At 56.1% G+C, this 16805-nt stretch carries 13 protein-coding genes; 12 read left to right on the top strand and 1 reads right to left on the bottom strand.

Going from position 1 to position 16805, the window contains the following annotated elements:
• Positions 1-15 precede the first annotated feature (15 nt).
• From tolB to CU100_RS23845, 10 genes are all read left to right on the top strand, one after another.
• Positions 16-1332: a Tol-Pal system beta propeller repeat protein TolB gene (gene tolB / locus CU100_RS23890; RefSeq protein ID WP_106719133.1), complete on the top strand. Its 1317-nt coding sequence runs from the start codon at positions 16-18 to the stop codon at positions 1330-1332.
• 230 nt (positions 1333-1562) lie between these two features.
• The gene (gene pal / locus CU100_RS23885; protein WP_106719132.1) at positions 1563-2066 is read left to right on the top strand and encodes a peptidoglycan-associated lipoprotein Pal; all 504 of its coding nucleotides are present in this window, start codon (positions 1563-1565) and stop codon (positions 2064-2066) included.
• 158 nt (positions 2067-2224) lie between these two features.
• Positions 2225-3232: a tol-pal system protein YbgF gene (gene ybgF, locus CU100_RS23880; RefSeq protein WP_106719131.1), complete on the top strand. Its 1008-nt coding sequence runs from the start codon at positions 2225-2227 to the stop codon at positions 3230-3232.
• Positions 3207-4538, top strand: coding sequence for a tRNA lysidine(34) synthetase TilS (gene tilS, locus CU100_RS23875; protein WP_106719130.1), 1332 nt, complete (start codon positions 3207-3209; stop codon positions 4536-4538). Before ybgF ends, tilS begins: the two co-directional genes overlap by 26 nt.
• Before the next feature lie 95 nt (positions 4539-4633).
• Positions 4634-6565, top strand: coding sequence for an ATP-dependent zinc metalloprotease FtsH (gene ftsH / locus CU100_RS23870; RefSeq protein ID WP_106719236.1), 1932 nt, complete (start codon positions 4634-4636; stop codon positions 6563-6565).
• A gap of 199 nt (positions 6566-6764) precedes the next feature.
• Entirely contained in the window at positions 6765-8108 is a 1344-nt protein-coding gene (glmM, locus tag CU100_RS23865; protein WP_106719235.1) for a phosphoglucosamine mutase, read from the top strand.
• A 205-nt stretch (positions 8109-8313) separates the two neighbouring features.
• Entirely contained in the window at positions 8314-9087 is a 774-nt protein-coding gene (locus CU100_RS23860) for an outer membrane protein (protein WP_106719129.1), read from the top strand.
• 205 nt (positions 9088-9292) lie between these two features.
• Positions 9293-10468 carry a phosphoserine transaminase gene (locus CU100_RS23855; RefSeq protein WP_106719128.1) on the top strand — a complete coding sequence of 392 codons (1176 nt, stop codon included), beginning with the start codon at positions 9293-9295 and terminating at the stop codon, positions 10466-10468.
• 83 nt (positions 10469-10551) lie between these two features.
• On the top strand, positions 10552-12147 hold the full coding sequence (gene serA / locus CU100_RS23850; protein ID WP_106719127.1) for a phosphoglycerate dehydrogenase: 1596 nt from the start codon (positions 10552-10554) through the stop codon (positions 12145-12147).
• A 23-nt stretch (positions 12148-12170) separates the two neighbouring features.
• Positions 12171-12665, top strand: coding sequence for a GNAT family N-acetyltransferase (locus CU100_RS23845; RefSeq protein ID WP_106719234.1), 495 nt, complete (start codon positions 12171-12173; stop codon positions 12663-12665).
• Here the strand turns inward: CU100_RS23845 and CU100_RS23840 are convergent.
• Positions 12643-13554 carry a DMT family transporter gene (locus tag CU100_RS23840; RefSeq protein ID WP_106719126.1) on the bottom strand — a complete coding sequence of 304 codons (912 nt, stop codon included), beginning with the start codon at positions 13552-13554 and terminating at the stop codon, positions 12643-12645. The genes CU100_RS23845 and CU100_RS23840 overlap by 23 nt on opposite strands.
• Before the next feature lie 272 nt (positions 13555-13826).
• Between CU100_RS23840 and CU100_RS23835 the strand changes: the two genes are divergently transcribed.
• Together CU100_RS23835 and CU100_RS23830 are read left to right on the top strand one after the other, a co-directional pair.
• Complete coding sequence (locus tag CU100_RS23835; protein ID WP_106719125.1) at positions 13827-15119, top strand: adenylosuccinate synthase; 1293 nt, start codon at positions 13827-13829, stop codon at positions 15117-15119.
• A 54-nt stretch (positions 15120-15173) separates the two neighbouring features.
• On the top strand, positions 15174-16769 hold the full coding sequence (locus CU100_RS23830; RefSeq protein ID WP_106719124.1) for a transcriptional regulator: 1596 nt from the start codon (positions 15174-15176) through the stop codon (positions 16767-16769).
• Positions 16770-16805: the final 36 nt, after the last annotated feature.

The following is a 16805-nucleotide window of genomic DNA, read 5'->3' as shown; positions in this document are numbered from 1 at the left end:
GAGGGCCCAGAACTAATGTTAAAATCAATCCGGACTTTATGTGCAGCTTTCGCGATGGTCATGGCGATCCTGATCGTGGCGACGCTACCAGCGAAAGCCCAGCTGAAACTCGATATCACCAAGGGTGTTGTCGAACCCATGCCAATTGCCATCACCGATTTCCTTTCAGGCGATCAATTGGGCACGAACATCTCCAATGTGATCGCTGCGGATCTTGAGAGGTCCGGGTTGTTTGCGCCTGTCGACAAGGGCGCGTTCATCGAAAAGATTTCAAACCCCGATGCAGCACCTCGCTTTGAAGACTGGAAGGTTATCAACGCCCAGGCGCTTGTCACGGGTCGCGTCACTAAACAGGGCGACGGCCGCCTCAAGGCTGAGTTCCGACTTTGGGATACATTCGCTGGACAGCAGCTCGACGGTCAGCAGTTCTTTACGTCGCCGGAAAGCTGGCGCCGCGTTGCGCACATAATCGCCGACGCGATCTATGAAAAGCTCACTGGCGAAAAAGGCTATTTCGACACGCGGGTCGTGTTCGTTGACGAGTCCGGTACGAAAGAAAAGCGCATCAAGCGCCTGGCGATCATGGACCAGGATGGCGCTAACGTTCGTTATCTGACGAACGGCAAGGACCTTGTTCTCACTCCACGCTTCTCGCCAAGCCGGCAGGAAATCACTTACATGTCTTTCGAAGGCGGCAAGCCGCAGATATATCTTCTGCAGCTTGAAACCGGTCAGCGTGAGCTTGTCGGCAATTTTCCAGGCATGACTATCGCGCCGCGCTTCTCTCCCGACGGCCAGAAGGTGGTCATGAGCCTGCTGCAGGAAGATGGGAGTGCGAACGTTTACACTATGGACTTGCGCAGCAGGACAACAACGCGCCTGACGAGCACATCGGCCATCGATACGGGTGCTTCCTATTCGCCAGATGGCAGCCAGGTCGTATTCGAATCGGATCGCGGTGGCCGTCCTCAAATCTACAAGATGGGCGCCGATGGCTCAAACCCGCAGCGCATATCCTTCGGTGATGGCTCCTACTCGACGCCGGTATGGTCGCCCCGCGGTGATCTGATTGCGTTCACCAAGCAGTCCGGCGGTGAATTCTCCATCGGCGTAATGAAGACCGATGGATCGGGTGAGCGGATATTGACCAGCGGTTATCACGACGAAGGACCCACCTGGGCCCCGAACGGCCGAGTGTTGATGTTCTTCCGCCTGCCTCCCGGTTCCAACAGTCCCAAGCTGTCGACGGTGGATTTGACTGGCCGCAATCTGCGCCAGATTCAAACGCCGAACCTGGCATCGGATCCAGCCTGGTCGCCGCTACTGGAATGAGGAGGTGGACAGGCAGGTAAAAATGAACAATCGCGCCAATGGCATAGAACATCGTCGCGATTGTCGTCTTTCCGCCTCATTTTGTGCCTTAAGGGTGCAGCTCGCACTATCAAATCCGCCGTTAATCCTGGTGTTAAGAGTGGATTAACCGTGTTTCTTGACCGGGCCTTAACCTCGATATGGTTACTGCTTACTCACCGAAACAATTCAATTCTTAAGGAGTCCAGGCTATGCGCCGCTTCGAAATGATCGCCCGCAGTCCCGTTTTCGTTGCACTGTTCCTGTCGCTCGCCATTGCGGGTTGTGCTTCGAAGAAAAACTTGCCCAACAATGCTGGTGACCTTGGCCTTGCCGGCAGCGCGCGGCCTGGTTCGACCCAGGACTTCACAGTCAATGTGGGCGATCGCATTTTCTTCGACGTCGACTCCTCCGTTATTCGTGCCGACGCACAGCAGACATTGGCAAAACAGGCACAATGGCTGCAGCGCTATCCAAACTATGCGATTACAGTCGAAGGACACGCCGACGAACGTGGAACACGCGAATACAACCTGGCTCTCGGCCAGCGCCGCGCCGCAGCCACGCGCAACTATCTTGCATCGCAGGGTGTTCCGGCCGCACGTATCAAAACTCTCTCTTACGGTAACGAGCGCCCAGTCGCAGTTTGCGACAGCGAATCCTGTTGGTCGCAGAATCGCCGTGCCATTACCGTTCTTGGCGGTGCAGGCAGCTAAGCCGAGATCGTCCTGATCCACAAGAAGCGGCTTTCGGGCCGCTTTTTTTGTTTCAACGTATGACAAAACAAAATTTGGCCGAAGTCACGTTGCTCGTGTTAGATAAGCTTCCGCAAATTTCAGCGGTGTTTTTATTCCCATATCAGGGGCGGTAAGGAATGAACAAAAGACTAAAGACAATGGTAATGGCAATGACGATGCTGCCATTTCTGGCGGCGGGCCCAGGGCGTGCCGCTAGTGTGGATCTCGGGCTATTCCCACCGGTGCCAAAGGAAAGCGTCAGAACGAGCGATGCGCCTGTTCTGCTGGCTCAGGCAGGCGACCCGCGCGTCAGCCAATTGGAAGAGCAGATCAGGCAGCTTACGGGCAAGATAGAAGAGCTGAACTTCCAAATTCTGCAGATGCAGGAGCAGATGCGAAAAGTACAGGAAGATAATGAATTCCGGTTCGAGGAATTGGAGAAGGGCAAGCGCTCGGACGCGGGCGGCAAGGGTGACCGCAGCGTTGCCTCGGTGGCACCCTCTCGTACAACAGGGGAGGCATCGAGAGATGCCTCTGCCGACGCAACAGGATCGACGCGAGGGTCGTCGCCCGATACCACTGATTCCGCTGCTATTGCTCCACAAACCGATCCTTCCACTGTGCCGCTTGGTGAGCCGCCGCGCCCGCTTGGTCAGATCGAGTTTGATGCCAATGGCAACGTAATTGGTGGTTCGAGAAACGACGTAGTGCCTGGCCAAACGTTCGACGACAGCACGACCGTGGCCTCGCTGCCGGATACTGATGACCCGAAGGCTCTTTATAGCCAAGCCTATCAGTTGTTCCTTTCCGGTGACTACAAGAGCGCGGAAGCGGCATTTCGCAGTCACGTGGATCGGTTTCCGAAGGATCCCGCCGATCCTGACGCACGGTATTGGTTGGGCGAATCGCTCTACGGTCAAGGGCGGTTCCAGGAGGCGGCTTCGGTATTCCTAGACAACCACAAGCAGTTTCCGGACTCCAAGAAAAGCCCGGAAAATCTCCTGAAGCTCGGGATGACGCTCGCAAAGATGCAGGATCACGAGGTCGCCTGCGCGACATTTGCGTCGGTAACGTCAAGATATCCCAGTCTCTCAACGGCGATAAAAGAGCGCGTAAAGAATGAACGTGCCGCCAACAAATGCTGACGCGGAGCTTGATCCGGTTGGCATTTTTCGAACGATCGATTTCCAAGGTTTAAGTTCGGTTATCGTCGCGGTGTCCGGTGGCAGCGATTCACTCGCGCTGCTTCACCTTCTGCTCGCGTACCGCGAGTTGAAGGGCCTCGTTCCAAAGATCGTCGCAGTGACCGTGGATCATGGACTTCGACGGGAATCGGCCGAGGAAGCGCGGTTCGTATCGAAGCTTTGCGAAGACGCAGGAATCGCCCATCAAACCTTGAACTGGCGCGGCACGAAGCCTGATACCGGAATATCGGCCAAAGCGAGGGATGCGCGCTACGACCTGCTTCGCAAGGCAGCACGAGATGCGGGCACCGACGTTATCCTTACCGGGCATACGCTGGACGACCAGATTGAAACATTTGTCATGCGCTCAGCGCGAACAGGTGCGATGGGAACCGGCCGTGGATTGGCAGTCATGGCGCCTGCGACATTGCTCGAACGAGAAATCTGGCTTATCCGGCCTTTGCTTGACATTCCACGCGAGAAACTGCGGAATTACCTCCGCCAGCATAATATCTCCTGGCGGGATGATCCCACCAATGACGACCTGAAATATGAGCGCGTTCGCGTTCGCAAAGCTTTGCAGTCAGCAGATCGCGACGGACTGGAGCGCGAAATCGCCCAAAGAGCAGGCGCCCGACGGGAGTTGAACAGCCGGGTCGCACAGGTATTGTCTTCTTGTGCGACGATCCACGAAGACCGCGTTGAAGTCAGCCGCGCCGAACTTTTCAAGCACGAGCCGGACGTGCAGGACCTGACAATCGGCGTGTTACTTGCAGCAATGGGCGGACAATCTTTCCTGCCTTCGGCGGACAATTGCGCCAAAGCCAGCCAGCATCTCGGTTCAAAGGCTTCATCCGGGCGGCGTACGCTACATCGCTGCGTCCTGCAGCTTAGGATCGACAAGGCAATCATATATCGCGAGAACCGTTCATTGCCGGAGATTGTCGTTGAAACTGGCGAGACTGCTGTCTGGGACGGGCGTTACCGCATCACCAATTGCTCGGGCCGTGCGATCAAGGTAGTCGCGGCAGGTGCGGCGGAGCCGGTGCCGTCTATGGTGTCGAGCCCGGTCGTGCTTCTGGACGATGAGAGCGCCGTCCCCATGGATCAGGCAAGACTGCCTGGAGGCATTTCCGTGGCGAGACACCTTGCCCTGTTCGATCATGTCCTTTCAGGCTATGATGAAATTCTGGCAAAAAGTGTCGCCAAGCTATTTCGATTGCAGGACTACAAGCCTTGTCCTGTAAACCAGGTTAACAAGAATTGACGTGAGTTTGAACGCCAGCCTTGGCAAGGACATGCTTCGAACCTATGTTACATGTAAATTCCGCGTCTTTGCGGGTATGATTGATGGGACCCGATATGAATCCTAACTACAGGAACTTCGCATTGTGGGCGATTATCGCCCTCCTTCTGATTGCGTTGTTCAATCTTTTCCAGAGCCCGACCTCTCGTTCCGCATCGAGCGATGTTCCCTATTCGCAGTTCATAAGCGACGTGAATAGCGGCCGCGTCAAATCCGTGACGATTGCGGGCAACCGCATCACAGGTACCTACTCCGATAATGGTGCAAGCTTCCAAACCTATTCACCAGGCGATGCCGGACTTGTCGGGCGTCTCGAGAGCAAGAGCGTGCAGATTGCTGCGCGGCCTGAATCCGATGGCTCCACATCGCTGGTTGGCATGTTGATCTCGTGGCTGCCCATGATCCTAATTCTGGGCGTATGGATATTCTTCATGCGTCAGATGCAGGGCGGCTCACGCGGGGCAATGGGTTTCGGCAAATCTAAAGCCAAGCTTTTGACCGAGGCGCATGGCCGTGTGACCTTTCAGGACGTTGCCGGCGTCGATGAGGCAAAGGAAGACCTCGAGGAGATCGTGGAGTTCCTTCGCGATGCGCAGAAGTTCCAACGCCTGGGCGGACGCATACCGCGCGGCGTTCTGCTTGTCGGCCCTCCCGGTACAGGTAAGACCTTGCTCGCACGCGCTATTGCTGGCGAAGCGAATGTGCCCTTCTTCACAATCTCTGGTTCCGACTTTGTGGAAATGTTCGTCGGTGTAGGCGCGTCGCGTGTCCGTGACATGTTCGAGCAGGCGAAGAAGAATGCGCCTTGCATAATCTTTATCGATGAGATCGACGCTGTCGGCCGTCACCGCGGTGCCGGACTTGGCGGCGGCAATGATGAGCGCGAGCAGACGCTCAACCAGTTGCTGGTGGAGATGGATGGTTTCGAAGCCAACGAGGGCGTAATCCTCATTGCGGCAACCAACCGCCCCGACGTGCTTGATCCGGCGCTGTTGCGTCCCGGCCGTTTTGACCGCCAGGTAGTCGTTCCCAATCCGGATGTCACGGGACGCGAGAAGATCCTGAAGGTGCATGCCCGCAATGTACCGCTTGCACCTAATGTCGACCTGAAGGTCCTCGCTCGTGGTACCCCGGGTTTTTCTGGCGCCGACCTTATGAACCTTGTCAATGAGGCTGCACTGATGGCTGCGCGTCGCAACAAGCGCCTTGTCACCATGCTCGAATTCGAAGATGCCAAAGACAAGATCATGATGGGCGCAGAGCGGCGCTCGACGGCTATGACACAGGCCGAAAAGGAGCTCACGGCCTATCACGAGGCCGGCCATGCCATCGTTGCTCTCAATGTCGAAGTGGCCGATCCGCTGCACAAGGCGACGATCATTCCGCGCGGGCGTGCGCTTGGCATGGTGATGCAATTGCCGGAAGGCGATCGCTATTCCATGAGCTATAAATGGATGATCTCGCGTCTTGCGATCATGATGGGTGGCCGTATTGCCGAAGAGCTGAAGTTCGGCAAGGAGAACATAACGTCCGGGGCTTCATCGGATATCGAACAGGCAACCAAGCTTGCACGAGCCATGGTCACCCGTTGGGGCTTCTCCGACAAGCTCGGTCAGGTCGCCTATGGCGAAAACCAGGAAGAAGTCTTCCTCGGGCACTCCGTTGCGCGCACGCAAAACGTATCGGAAGAGACAGCGCAACTGATCGATGCGGAAGTGCGCAAGTTGATCGAGGATGCCTATGCGCATGCCCGCACCATCCTGACCAAGAAGAAGAAGGAGTGGATTGCCATCGCCGAGGGGTTGCTCGAATATGAGACGCTGACCGGCGAAGAGATCAAGGCATTAATGGCTGGCAAGAAGCCCGCGCGCGATCTTGGCGATGACACGCCGCCTTCTCGGGGCTCGGCAGTTCCCAAGGCCGGCGCCAAGAAGCCACGCAAGGGTGACGAGCCTGATAAGGGTCTTGAACCACAGCCGCAGTCCTGATGTGGTATCCAACTTAGACAAACGGCCGGTTGAACCGGCCGTTTGTACGAATTGTTCATGGATTTGAGTTCAATATGATTTCGCAGAACTCAATACGTGCGCGATCGAGAGTCTTTCTGTAGTAGCAGAGATCGTGCATAGAAAACCGCTGCTCTCGGACATGTCCGATCGCCGGCAGCCGCAAACCCGGGTATCAGAGATGGTTCGAAAGTATTTTGGCACGGACGGTATTCGAGGGCAGGCAAATGCCTATCCCATGACCCCCGATATCGCGATGAAGGTCGGTATGGCGGTGGGGCTCGCGTTCAAGCGGGGCCAGCATCGCAACCGCGTCGTCATCGGCAAGGATACAAGGCTTTCCGGTTACATGATCGAGACGGCGCTCGTCGCCGGCTTTACCTCGACAGGAATGGACGTATTCCTTCTCGGACCGATACCGACACCGGCTGTTGCCATGCTGTGCAGATCGCTGCGCGCAGACATCGGCGTTATGATTTCGGCATCGCACAACCCCTATAGCGACAATGGTATCAAGCTGTTCGGTCCGGACGGTTTCAAACTCTCGGACGAGATCGAACTCGAGATCGAGCGCCTGATGGGCGAAGACCTTACGAATCGTCTGTCGAGCTTCGATGCGCTCGGCCGGGCAAAGCGCGTGGATGGCGACATTTACCGTTATATCGAGTTCGCCAAGCGGACCATGCCGAAGAACATCTCTTTGAGCGGGTTGCGAATCGTCGTCGATTGCGCCAACGGAGCGGCCTACAAGGTCGCACCCGCGGCGCTTTGGGAGCTTGGGGCGGAAGTTGTTACAATCAACAACGAGCCGAATGGCACGAATATCAATGAAGATTGTGGATCAACCCATCCGCTCGGCCTGATCAAAAAAGTTCACGAAGTGCGCGCCGATATTGGCATTGCGCTCGACGGTGATGCCGATCGCGTTCTTATCGTTGACGAAAATGGCGCGATTATTGACGGCGACCAGCTCATGGCCGTCATCGCGCAATCCTGGCAGGAATCGAGCCGGCTAGCCGGTGGCGGCGTCGTTGCGACGATCATGTCCAATCTTGGCTTCGAGCGCTTCCTCGTTGATCGCGGGTTAACGCTCGCCCGCACCCAGGTAGGCGACCGCTACGTTGTCGAGTACATGCGTAATCATGGGTTCAATATCGGCGGCGAGCAATCCGGCCATATAGTCCTATCCGATTTTTCCACTACGGGCGATGGATTGGTTTCGGCATTGCAAATCCTTGCTGTCGTTCAGGAGCTTGGCAAGCCGGTGAGCGAGGTCTGCCGAAAATTCGAACCAGTGCCGCAACTTCTAAAGAATGTGCGTACGACCGGGGGAAAACCGCTCGAGAGCAAGAAGGTCAAAATTGCGATCGACGATGCGCGCGATCGTCTGGGCGCTGCCGGGCGCCTGGTGATACGCCCATCCGGAACGGAGCCATTGATCCGCGTCATGGCAGAAGGCGACGACCGAAAACTGGTCGAGACTGTGGTGAACGATATCATTTCGGTGATCTCTTCGGCCGCGTAGGTAAGCTTCGATTGCGTTTCATGAATGGGCCCCGGGAGGGGCCCATTTCATTTCAGCGCAATCAGCGTTGTTTCCACTCTATTAACGTTAATGGATATGGTGAACAAACACGGTTAAGCGACATTTAACTTTTCCCGCTCATATTGGCTCTTAGACTTTAGTAGCATTCGCTGCACTCCAATCATTGGGCTTCGTGAGGGAAAAAATGAGCACTTTCATCAAACATACTGCCGTGAGTGCAGCACTTCTGTGCCTGGGAGCTGCCCCGGCATATGCAGCAGATATTCAGGAAACACCGATTGTAGAAGTTCAGCAATTTGGCGGATGGTACCTGCGCGGCGATATCGGCATGAGCAATCAGGAATTCGACGGGTTGGACTACGCGGGCTTCGCAGGACCTGCCGTTCACGACTTTCTCGACGATGGAGATTTTGACGCCGGAATAACCGGCCAGATCGGTATCGGTTATCAGTTCAACGACTGGTTCCGTGCCGACGTAACTGGGCAATATCGCGGCAAAACCGATTTCAGCGCACTGGATATTTACGACACCGACGGAATTCCCGGGACAGGCGACGAGGGCACGAACGACTATTCCGCCAAGAAATCGGAATGGCTTTTCCTTGCCAACGCCTATGCAGACCTCGGTACCTATGCCGGCATAACGCCTTATGTTGGCGCCGGTATCGGCGGGTCGCGCAATACGATCTCCAACTTCATCGATAACAACGTGATCACTGGAGGCGGGGGATATGCAGGTAGTGAATCGCAGTGGGAGCTTGCCTGGGCACTGCATGCTGGCGTCGGCATCAAGGCTACGGATCAGATGACCATCGATGTCGGATATAGCTATTTGGACCTCGGGGACGGGAAAACCGGCACTGCCTATAATTTCGACGGTTCTACGAGCAACGAGGCATTCAAGTTCAAGGACATTACGTCGCACGACTTCACAGTCGGTGTACGCTACGCATTCTGATTGATTATCCAAAGAAAATTCAACGGCAGGAGGCCTTTTTCCTGCCGTTGTCGTTCCTGCGCGTTTGGTATCATCCGCGGTGACGAACGATTTGCATGTCGCCTACGAACATATTTCTTGACTGCCAACGACATTTCTCCTAGTTCCCGGAGTGGGCCACCTCTCCCCAACGAGAGGCGAGCTATCTGTAAGGATAGGAGAAAACATGACGACGCTTTCAAAGCCGGCGCAACGCCCGGCTAATCCAAATTTTTCATCAGGACCCTGTGCAAAACGTCCCGGATGGTCGCTTGACGCGCTTTCCGATGCACCGCTTGGTCGCTCCCATCGCGCCAAGGTCGGTAAGGACAAGCTGAAACAGGCAATCGATCTTACCCGTGAAATTCTACAAGTGCCAGCCGACTATCGTATCGGCATCGTGCCAGCCTCCGATACGGGAGCAGTCGAAATGGCACTTTGGTCATTGCTGGGCGAGCGCGGCGTCGACATGGTTGCGTGGGAGAGCTTTGGCTCCGGCTGGGTGACCGATGTCATCAAACAGCTGAAGCTCGGCGATACGCGCATCATAGAGGCGGCATATGGCGATCTGCCTGACCTTTCCAGCGTAGATTTTGACCGGGACGTTGTATTCACCTGGAACGGCACGACATCCGGGGTTCGGGTACCTGACGGCGATTTCATACCCGCTGATCGTAAAGGGCTCACCATATGCGATGCGACTTCTGCCGCCTTTGCGCAGAGACTGGATTTTGACAAGCTCGACGTCGTAACGTTCTCCTGGCAGAAGGTGCTTGGCGGGGAAGGTGCGCATGGCATGCTCATTCTCAGCCCGCGTGCCGTCGAACGGTTACTCACTTACAAGCCGGCATGGCCGTTGCCCAAAATCTTCCGGCTAACCTCGGGCGGTAAGCTGATCGAAGGCATCTTCAGCGGTGAAACTATCAATACTCCGTCAATGCTATGTGTCGAGGACTACCTTGACGCTCTGACATGGGCGAAATCGATCGGCGGGCTGGACGGACTGGTTGGCCGTGCGGACAGAAACTTTGCCGTTCTCGATGCTTTTATCGAGCGGACGCCATGGATTGCGAATCTCGCGCGGGTTCCGGCGACGCGATCCAACACTTCGGTATGTCTAACGATCATCGACCCTGACATCACCGCTCTTGGCACGGAAGCGCAGGCAAATTTCGCCAAGAGCCTCGTAGCGGTGCTGGAGAAGGAGGGCGTCGCTTACGACATCGGCGCCTATCGCGACGCCCCGTCGGGCCTGCGAATTTGGGCGGGTGCAACTGTCGAGGCAGCCGACCTTGAAGCGTTGACGCTTTGGCTCGAGTGGGCTTTCCAGTCGCAAAAGGCTGCCGCAAGAAAGGCCGCTTAGTTCCCGGTCACGTGGCCGCTTTGTTGCGGCCGCCTTTCATAATTCCGATTCAACGCCAGTTCTTTTGACAGATGGAGGCCATGATGGCACCGCGCGTACTCGTATCCGACAAACTCTCTCCAACCGCCGTTCAGATATTCAAGGATCGCGGCGTGGAGGTAGACTATCTTCCAGATCTCGGTCCTAACAAGGAAAAACTCCTCGAGGTGATCGGCCAATATGACGGCCTTGCTATCCGCTCGGCGACCAAGGTCACCGAGAAGTTGATCTCGGCAGCAACGAACTTGAAAGTCGTCGGCCGGGCAGGCATCGGTGTCGATAACGTCGATATCCCCGCGGCCTCGCGTCGTGGCATTATCGTAATGAATACACCCTTCGGCAACTCGATCACGACCGCCGAACACGCGGTGGCCCTTATGTTCGCTGTCGCCCGTGAATTGCCCGAAGCAGACGCGTCCACACGCGCAGGCAAGTGGGAGAAGAACCGCTTCATGGGCATCGAAATCACCGGCAAGACGCTTGGCATCATCGGTTGCGGCAATATCGGCTCGATCGTCGCCACAAGAGGTGTGGGTCTGAAAATGCACGTGATTGCCTTCGATCCGTTCCTTTCCGAGGGGCGAGCCGAAGAACTCGGCGTAGAAAAAGTAGAACTCGATGAACTATTGACGCGCGCCGACTTCATCACATTGCATACGCCGATGACCGATAAGACGCGCGGCATCATCAATGCGGAGAACATCAGCAAGATGAAGGACGGTGTCCGCATCATCAATTGCGCACGTGGTGGTCTGATCGTCGAAAAGGATCTTATTGCAGCGCTAAAATCGGGCAAGGTGGCCGGTGCCGGAATAGATGTATTCGAGGTGGAACCTGCCACCGAGAATGAGCTATTTCATCTTCCGAACGTTGTCTGCACGCCGCATCTGGGCGCTTCCACGAGCGAAGCACAGGAAAATGTCGCCCTGCAGGTGGCTGAGCAGATGTCGGACTATCTTATCAAGGGAGCAGTCTCGAACGCGATCAACATGCCGTCGATCACGGCAGAGGAAGCCCCTCGTCTCAAGCCTTTCGTCAAGCTTGCGGAGGTGCTTGGCGCGTTCGTCGGTCAGGTTACTGAGGATCCCATACAGGAAGTCGAGGTCCTATTCGATGGCTCCACTGCCGCGATGAATACCCGTGCGCTGGTGAGTGCTGCGCTGGCTGGCCTGATTCGCCCTCAGGTGGCTGATGTGAACATGGTTTCGGCACCCGTCATGGTGAAGGAACGCGGAATTGTTCTTTCCGAAGTGAGACGCGATAAATCAGGCGTATTCGACGGATACATCAAGCTCACGGTGAAGACCGCATCCCTGACGCGCTCGATCGCGGGCACTTGTTTTTCCGACGGCAAGCCTCGCTTCATCCAGATCAAGGGCATCAATCTCGATGCCGAAGTCGGCCAGCATATGCTTTATACAACCAACAACGACACGCCGGGCATGATTGGCTTGCTGGGAACGATCTGTGGCAAGAACAACGTCAACATCGCCAACTTCTCGCTTGGGCGGGACAATCCCGGCGGAAACGCCATCGCCATGCTCTATCTTGACGAGCGGATTCCCGACCATGTTCTTGAAGAATTGCGCATCAACAAGGCCATTGTCTCGGCCAAGCCGTTGGAGTTCGATATCGGTTGATCGTGCCAGACACGTATAAGAATATGCCGCACTGGCGTTTGATGAAAGCAGGCGATCTTGCTTCCGTCTGCGCCATTGCGGCCGAGGTCCATCCTGATTTTCCCGAGGATGATGCTGTCTTTGCCAATCGAATGATGTTGCACGGGCAAGGTGCATATATTCTGGAGAGCGGGGCAGCTGCGCTTGGCTACGCCATTACCCATCCGTGGAAGAGCTTTGATATTCCAGCGCTGAATACGGTTCTGGTGACTTTGCCGGGCGGGTCAGAAAACTACTACATCCACGATATTGCGCTTGTGAAGGCTGCGCGCGGAAGTGGAACTGCAGGTAAAATCGTCACGAAGGTCACTGATCACGCCAGAGAGCTGGGTTACCGAACCATGTCGCTCGTTGCCGTCAATGGATCAGCGCCTTTCTGGGAGAGACATGGATTTGCTACGGCTGACCGGCCGGAACTCGTTGAAAAGCTCAAGTCCTACTCTGAAGATGCGCGCTTCATGGTACGCCAGCTTCGTTAGCGCGGGCGTGCTTGCGCCCGCTCAGTTCCGCAATCCAGATCCCGCCGAGAACGAGGACCAGCGCTACGGCGTGATAGATCTGGAAGTCCTCACCCAGTAGAGCAACCGCCAGCAGTGTCCCAAAGATCGGAACGGCGTTGATGAACAGCCCAGCTCGATTTGCGCCGATATACTCGACGCCCTTGATGAAGAGCACCTGGGCGGCCAGCGACGGGAAGACCGCGGTATAAAGAACCACTATCGTTCCTGTCAGGTCCGGGGGGGTAATTGCTCCGCTGTGCCATTCCCAGATCGTGAATGGAACGGCCGTCAGGAACGCGAAGAAAGTCATCACCGTCATAAGGCTTTGCCAGTGGATACTGGGGCGGAAACGCAACGCAACCGTGTAGCCGCTATAGAGAAGCACCGCCAGAATCATCAATGCGTCGCCGAAATTTACATCGAGACTGGCCAGTCGCGCAAAATTTCCATGGCCTGCCGTCAGGGCAACGCCGATCAACGATAGGCTGAACCCGAATATCTGTCCTGGCCGTACACGTGTGCCGAATAGCAGCAAATTCGTCAGAAAAATCACCATCGGTATGCCAGCCTGCTCAATCGTGACGTTGATTGCGGAGGTGTAATTGAGGGCGCTATAGAGAGCCATGTTGAAGAAAGTGAAGCCGAACGCGCCCAACGCGGCCAGCAACGGGATATGCGGCTTGATCTCTTTCCAGTCGCGAATGACGTGCCTGACGCTTATGCATGCAATCAGCAGGAAAGCCAGAAACCAGCGCAACATCGTCAAAAGCATCGGTGAAATGTGTCCAACAGCGAATTTTCCCGCAACTGCGTTACCACCCCACAAGAGAGCGGTTGTGAGAAGAAATACGTAAGCATTGCGGTTCATGGCTATTGGTCTCGAATGTCGGCAGGCATATTCAGGCTGAGTCGCCGCGACAATAGGTTTATTCGGGCGATAATGACAAATTGGTTGTCTTGTAGTGGAAAGAATTGTCGCGCTTTCACGAACCAGCCTGTATAGAAGCACCGCATTTAGCGCGTAACGTCAAACCAGAATCGGGTTTTCGAGGAATTGCGCGCCATTGAAGTGTTGCTGCGCCCTTCAGAACTATTCGGCGGCGCGGGTACATGATGAGATTGTGACTTGAGGAGTTTTGAATGGCAAACGTTGTTGTGATCGGTTCCCAGTGGGGCGATGAAGGCAAGGGCAAAATCGTCGACTGGCTTTCAGAACGTGCCGATGTCATCGTTCGCTTTCAAGGCGGCCATAACGCCGGTCACACTCTGGTCGTAGACGGCGTGACTTACAAGTTGTCACTATTGCCATCGGGAGTTGTGCGCCAAGGCAAGCTTTCCATCATCGGAAATGGCGTTGTATTCGACCCGCACGCGTTCATTGCTGAAAAGAAAAAACTGGAGGCGCAGGGCGTTGCGATAACGCCGCAGACCCTGAAAATCGCCGAAAACACCACACTCATCCTTTCAATTCACGGCGAACTGGACCGCAGACGCGAAGCCTCGAATGCGGGCACAAAGATCGGAACGACCGGCCGCGGTATCGGGCCGGCCTATGAAGACAAGGTCGGCCGCCGTGCAATTCACGTTCTTGATCTTGCCGATCCGGACACATTGCCTGCCAAGATTGAACGCCTGCTCGCCCACCATAATCCTTTGCGCCGGGGGCTCGGCGTCGAGGAGGTGGATGGCGCAAAACTCCTGGCCGAACTGAATGATGCCGCGCCGCACATTTTACCGTTCATGGACCGGGTTTGGTACGTTCTCGATCAGAAAAAGCGTGCCGGAGAGCGCATTCTTTTTGAGGGAGCCCAGGGTACCCTGCTCGACATCGACCACGGGACTTACCCTTTCGTAACGTCGTCAAATACGGTCGCAGGACAGGCGTCGGCGGGTTCCGGCATCGGTCCAGGATCTCTCCACTACGTGCTCGGTATAACCAAGGCCTATACAACGCGCGTCGGAGAAGGTCCTTTCCCGACAGAACAGCAAAATGAGGTAGGGCAGTTTCTAGGGGAGCGTGGTCACGAGTTCGGGACCGTCACCGGGCGTAAGCGCCGCTGCGGCTGGTTCGACGCCGTTCTTGTCCGGCAAGCGGTCGCCAACAATGGTATCAGCGGAATAGCGTTGACCAAATTGGATGTGCTTGATGGGCTCAGCCAAATCAAGGTCTGTACCGGGTATGAGCTTGATGGTGAGGTCATCGACTATTTGCCGGCAGGCCAGGGCCAGCAGGCGAGGGTAAAGCCAATCTATGAGACACTTGAAGGCTGGGAAGGAACGACTGCGGGTGCGCGAAGCTGGAGCGAACTTCCAGCGCAGGCGGTTAAATATGTGCGCTACGTCGAGGAGTTGATCGGTGCACCGATAGCGCTCCTTTCCACGAGTCCCGAGCGGGACGACACGATACTTGTTACGGACCCGTTTCATGATTAGAATCGCGGACACGTCCGGGAGATAATCCCACAATAAAACCATGGGTTTGGGTGAATGGCAGATTTCGTTGCGGTACTGAGAAAGACAATTGATGGGCTGGCGGACCCAACGCCGGCGCTACGGCAACGTGTATACGCTAAAGCTCGCGCCACGATCGAGCAGAAGCTTGTTACCCTCAATGCTCCGGAGGCCGTGACCACACGTCAGATCAAGGCGCTCGAAGATGCCATCGCTGAGGTGGAGTCCGATTTCGCGCCTGCCGTCGAGGATAGCATACCGGAGCCAGCTTCGGTCCCCGCGCCTCCGCCCTTGCCGGCACCAGCGCCGCCACCTGCATCTGCCAGCCCTTCATCTGCCAGCACCGCTCCTGCTGCCTCTACCCCATCTGCGGTCCGCTCGTTTAGCAAGGTCGAGTCCCAGCCGGACGCACTGGAGGACTTTCTTTCGAGCCACGGTGCTGGGGGGGTGGCGCGCAGCGACTCTAGAGAAGAAGGCAACCGTGACAACTTTCCCTTATCTGGATCATCTGCAAACAGCGGACGCGGTCCTGAGGAACAGGATGATGAGTTGGACGTCGCGACCGAAGATCGCCGTTCGAATGATTATGGTGTCTATACAAGAGGCCCGCTAAAACAACCATCGCAGCGGCGTTCGCTATTACCACTGCTGGGTGTCGCGGCCTTGCTGCTGATCATTGCCGGCGCGGGCTATGCAGGCTGGACCTACCGCGATCGGATCGCACAAGAGGCCGTTGCCGTAAAAACTTACCTCGCAAACCTTATGAGCAGGGATGCTGCGCCGCCGGCGAATACAGCCGCAAACGAGCCTTCCGCTCCAGCTTCACCCGCAAAACCGGCTCAGCCTACGCCGGGCCCCTCACCATCGCCCGAAACCGCGGAGCCGAAGCCTGAACCCAAGCTTACTCAAAGACTTCTTCCGGATGGGCAAGAGGTAAACCCCGGTCCTGCCAACGATACGCCTTCCTTGGGCGAGGGCACCTCTGTCGCCACATCGACGCCGGATCAGCCTGCACAGCCTCCGGCCACTCCAGGTCAACAGCAAGCCGCAGGCCAGTCACAACCACCAGCGGCTCTGCCGATAGGCCAAAAGGCATTCTTCTATGAAGAACGCTCGGGACAGGATGCAGGAACGGCCGACGCAGGCGGTGTAGTCTGGTCAGTCGTGCAGGAATCGCCGGGCAATGATCTCCCGCCGGAACCTGCTATCAAGGCCGAGGTGACCATTCCGGATCGCGGGATTAATCTTCGTATGATCATTCGGCGCAATGGGGACAAATCGCTCCCCGCCAGCCATCTTGTGGAGATGATCTTTACGGTGCCAGAGGGCTTCCCGGGAGGGTCGATCGACAATGTCTCGCGCATGACGTTCAAGGATACGGAGCAAGCGCCGGGCAATCCGCTTGTAGCGATTCCGGCAAAAATCGCGGACAATTTCTTCATCATCGCCATGAATGACGCGAAAACTGCTGTAGACACCAATCTTTCGTTGATTCGGCGCCAGTCGTGGATCGATATTCCGATCGCCTACAAGACAGGTCGGCGGGCCCTTATTACACTTGAAAAAGGTTTGCCCGGTGAGAAAGCCTTTGATGAAGTGTTGAAATCGTGGGCCGCCAAGACCGGCGGCTAAGACACAAAAAAAGGCCGCACCAGCGACCTTTTTTCT

The organism is Phyllobacterium endophyticum, assembly GCF_003010935.1.
GTDB classification, from domain to species: domain Bacteria; phylum Pseudomonadota; class Alphaproteobacteria; order Rhizobiales; family Rhizobiaceae; genus Phyllobacterium; species Phyllobacterium endophyticum.
This window is presented reverse-complemented; position numbering and strand designations above follow the sequence as displayed.

What these genes read in the sequence shown, in the direction of transcription:
- tolB (WP_106719133.1), top strand. Translation starts at nt 16, where the DNA reads ATGTTAAAATCAATCCGGACTTTATGTGCAGCTTTCGCGATGGTCATG.
- pal (WP_106719132.1), top strand. Translation starts at nt 1,563, where the DNA reads ATGCGCCGCTTCGAAATGATCGCCCGCAGTCCCGTTTTCGTTGCACTG.
- ybgF (WP_106719131.1), top strand. Translation starts at nt 2,225, where the DNA reads ATGAACAAAAGACTAAAGACAATGGTAATGGCAATGACGATGCTGCCA.
- tilS (WP_106719130.1), top strand. Translation starts at nt 3,207, where the DNA reads ATGAACGTGCCGCCAACAAATGCTGACGCGGAGCTTGATCCGGTTGGC.
- ftsH (WP_106719236.1), top strand. Translation starts at nt 4,634, where the DNA reads ATGAATCCTAACTACAGGAACTTCGCATTGTGGGCGATTATCGCCCTC.
- glmM (WP_106719235.1), top strand. Translation starts at nt 6,765, where the DNA reads ATGGTTCGAAAGTATTTTGGCACGGACGGTATTCGAGGGCAGGCAAAT.
- CU100_RS23860 (WP_106719129.1), top strand. Translation starts at nt 8,314, where the DNA reads ATGAGCACTTTCATCAAACATACTGCCGTGAGTGCAGCACTTCTGTGC.
- CU100_RS23855 (WP_106719128.1), top strand. Translation starts at nt 9,293, where the DNA reads ATGACGACGCTTTCAAAGCCGGCGCAACGCCCGGCTAATCCAAATTTT.
- serA (WP_106719127.1), top strand. Translation starts at nt 10,552, where the DNA reads ATGGCACCGCGCGTACTCGTATCCGACAAACTCTCTCCAACCGCCGTT.
- CU100_RS23845 (WP_106719234.1), top strand. Translation starts at nt 12,171, where the DNA reads ATGCCGCACTGGCGTTTGATGAAAGCAGGCGATCTTGCTTCCGTCTGC.
- CU100_RS23840 (WP_106719126.1), bottom strand. Translation starts at nt 13,554, where the DNA reads ATGAACCGCAATGCTTACGTATTTCTTCTCACAACCGCTCTCTTGTGG.
- CU100_RS23835 (WP_106719125.1), top strand. Translation starts at nt 13,827, where the DNA reads ATGGCAAACGTTGTTGTGATCGGTTCCCAGTGGGGCGATGAAGGCAAG.
- CU100_RS23830 (WP_106719124.1), top strand. Translation starts at nt 15,174, where the DNA reads ATGGCAGATTTCGTTGCGGTACTGAGAAAGACAATTGATGGGCTGGCG.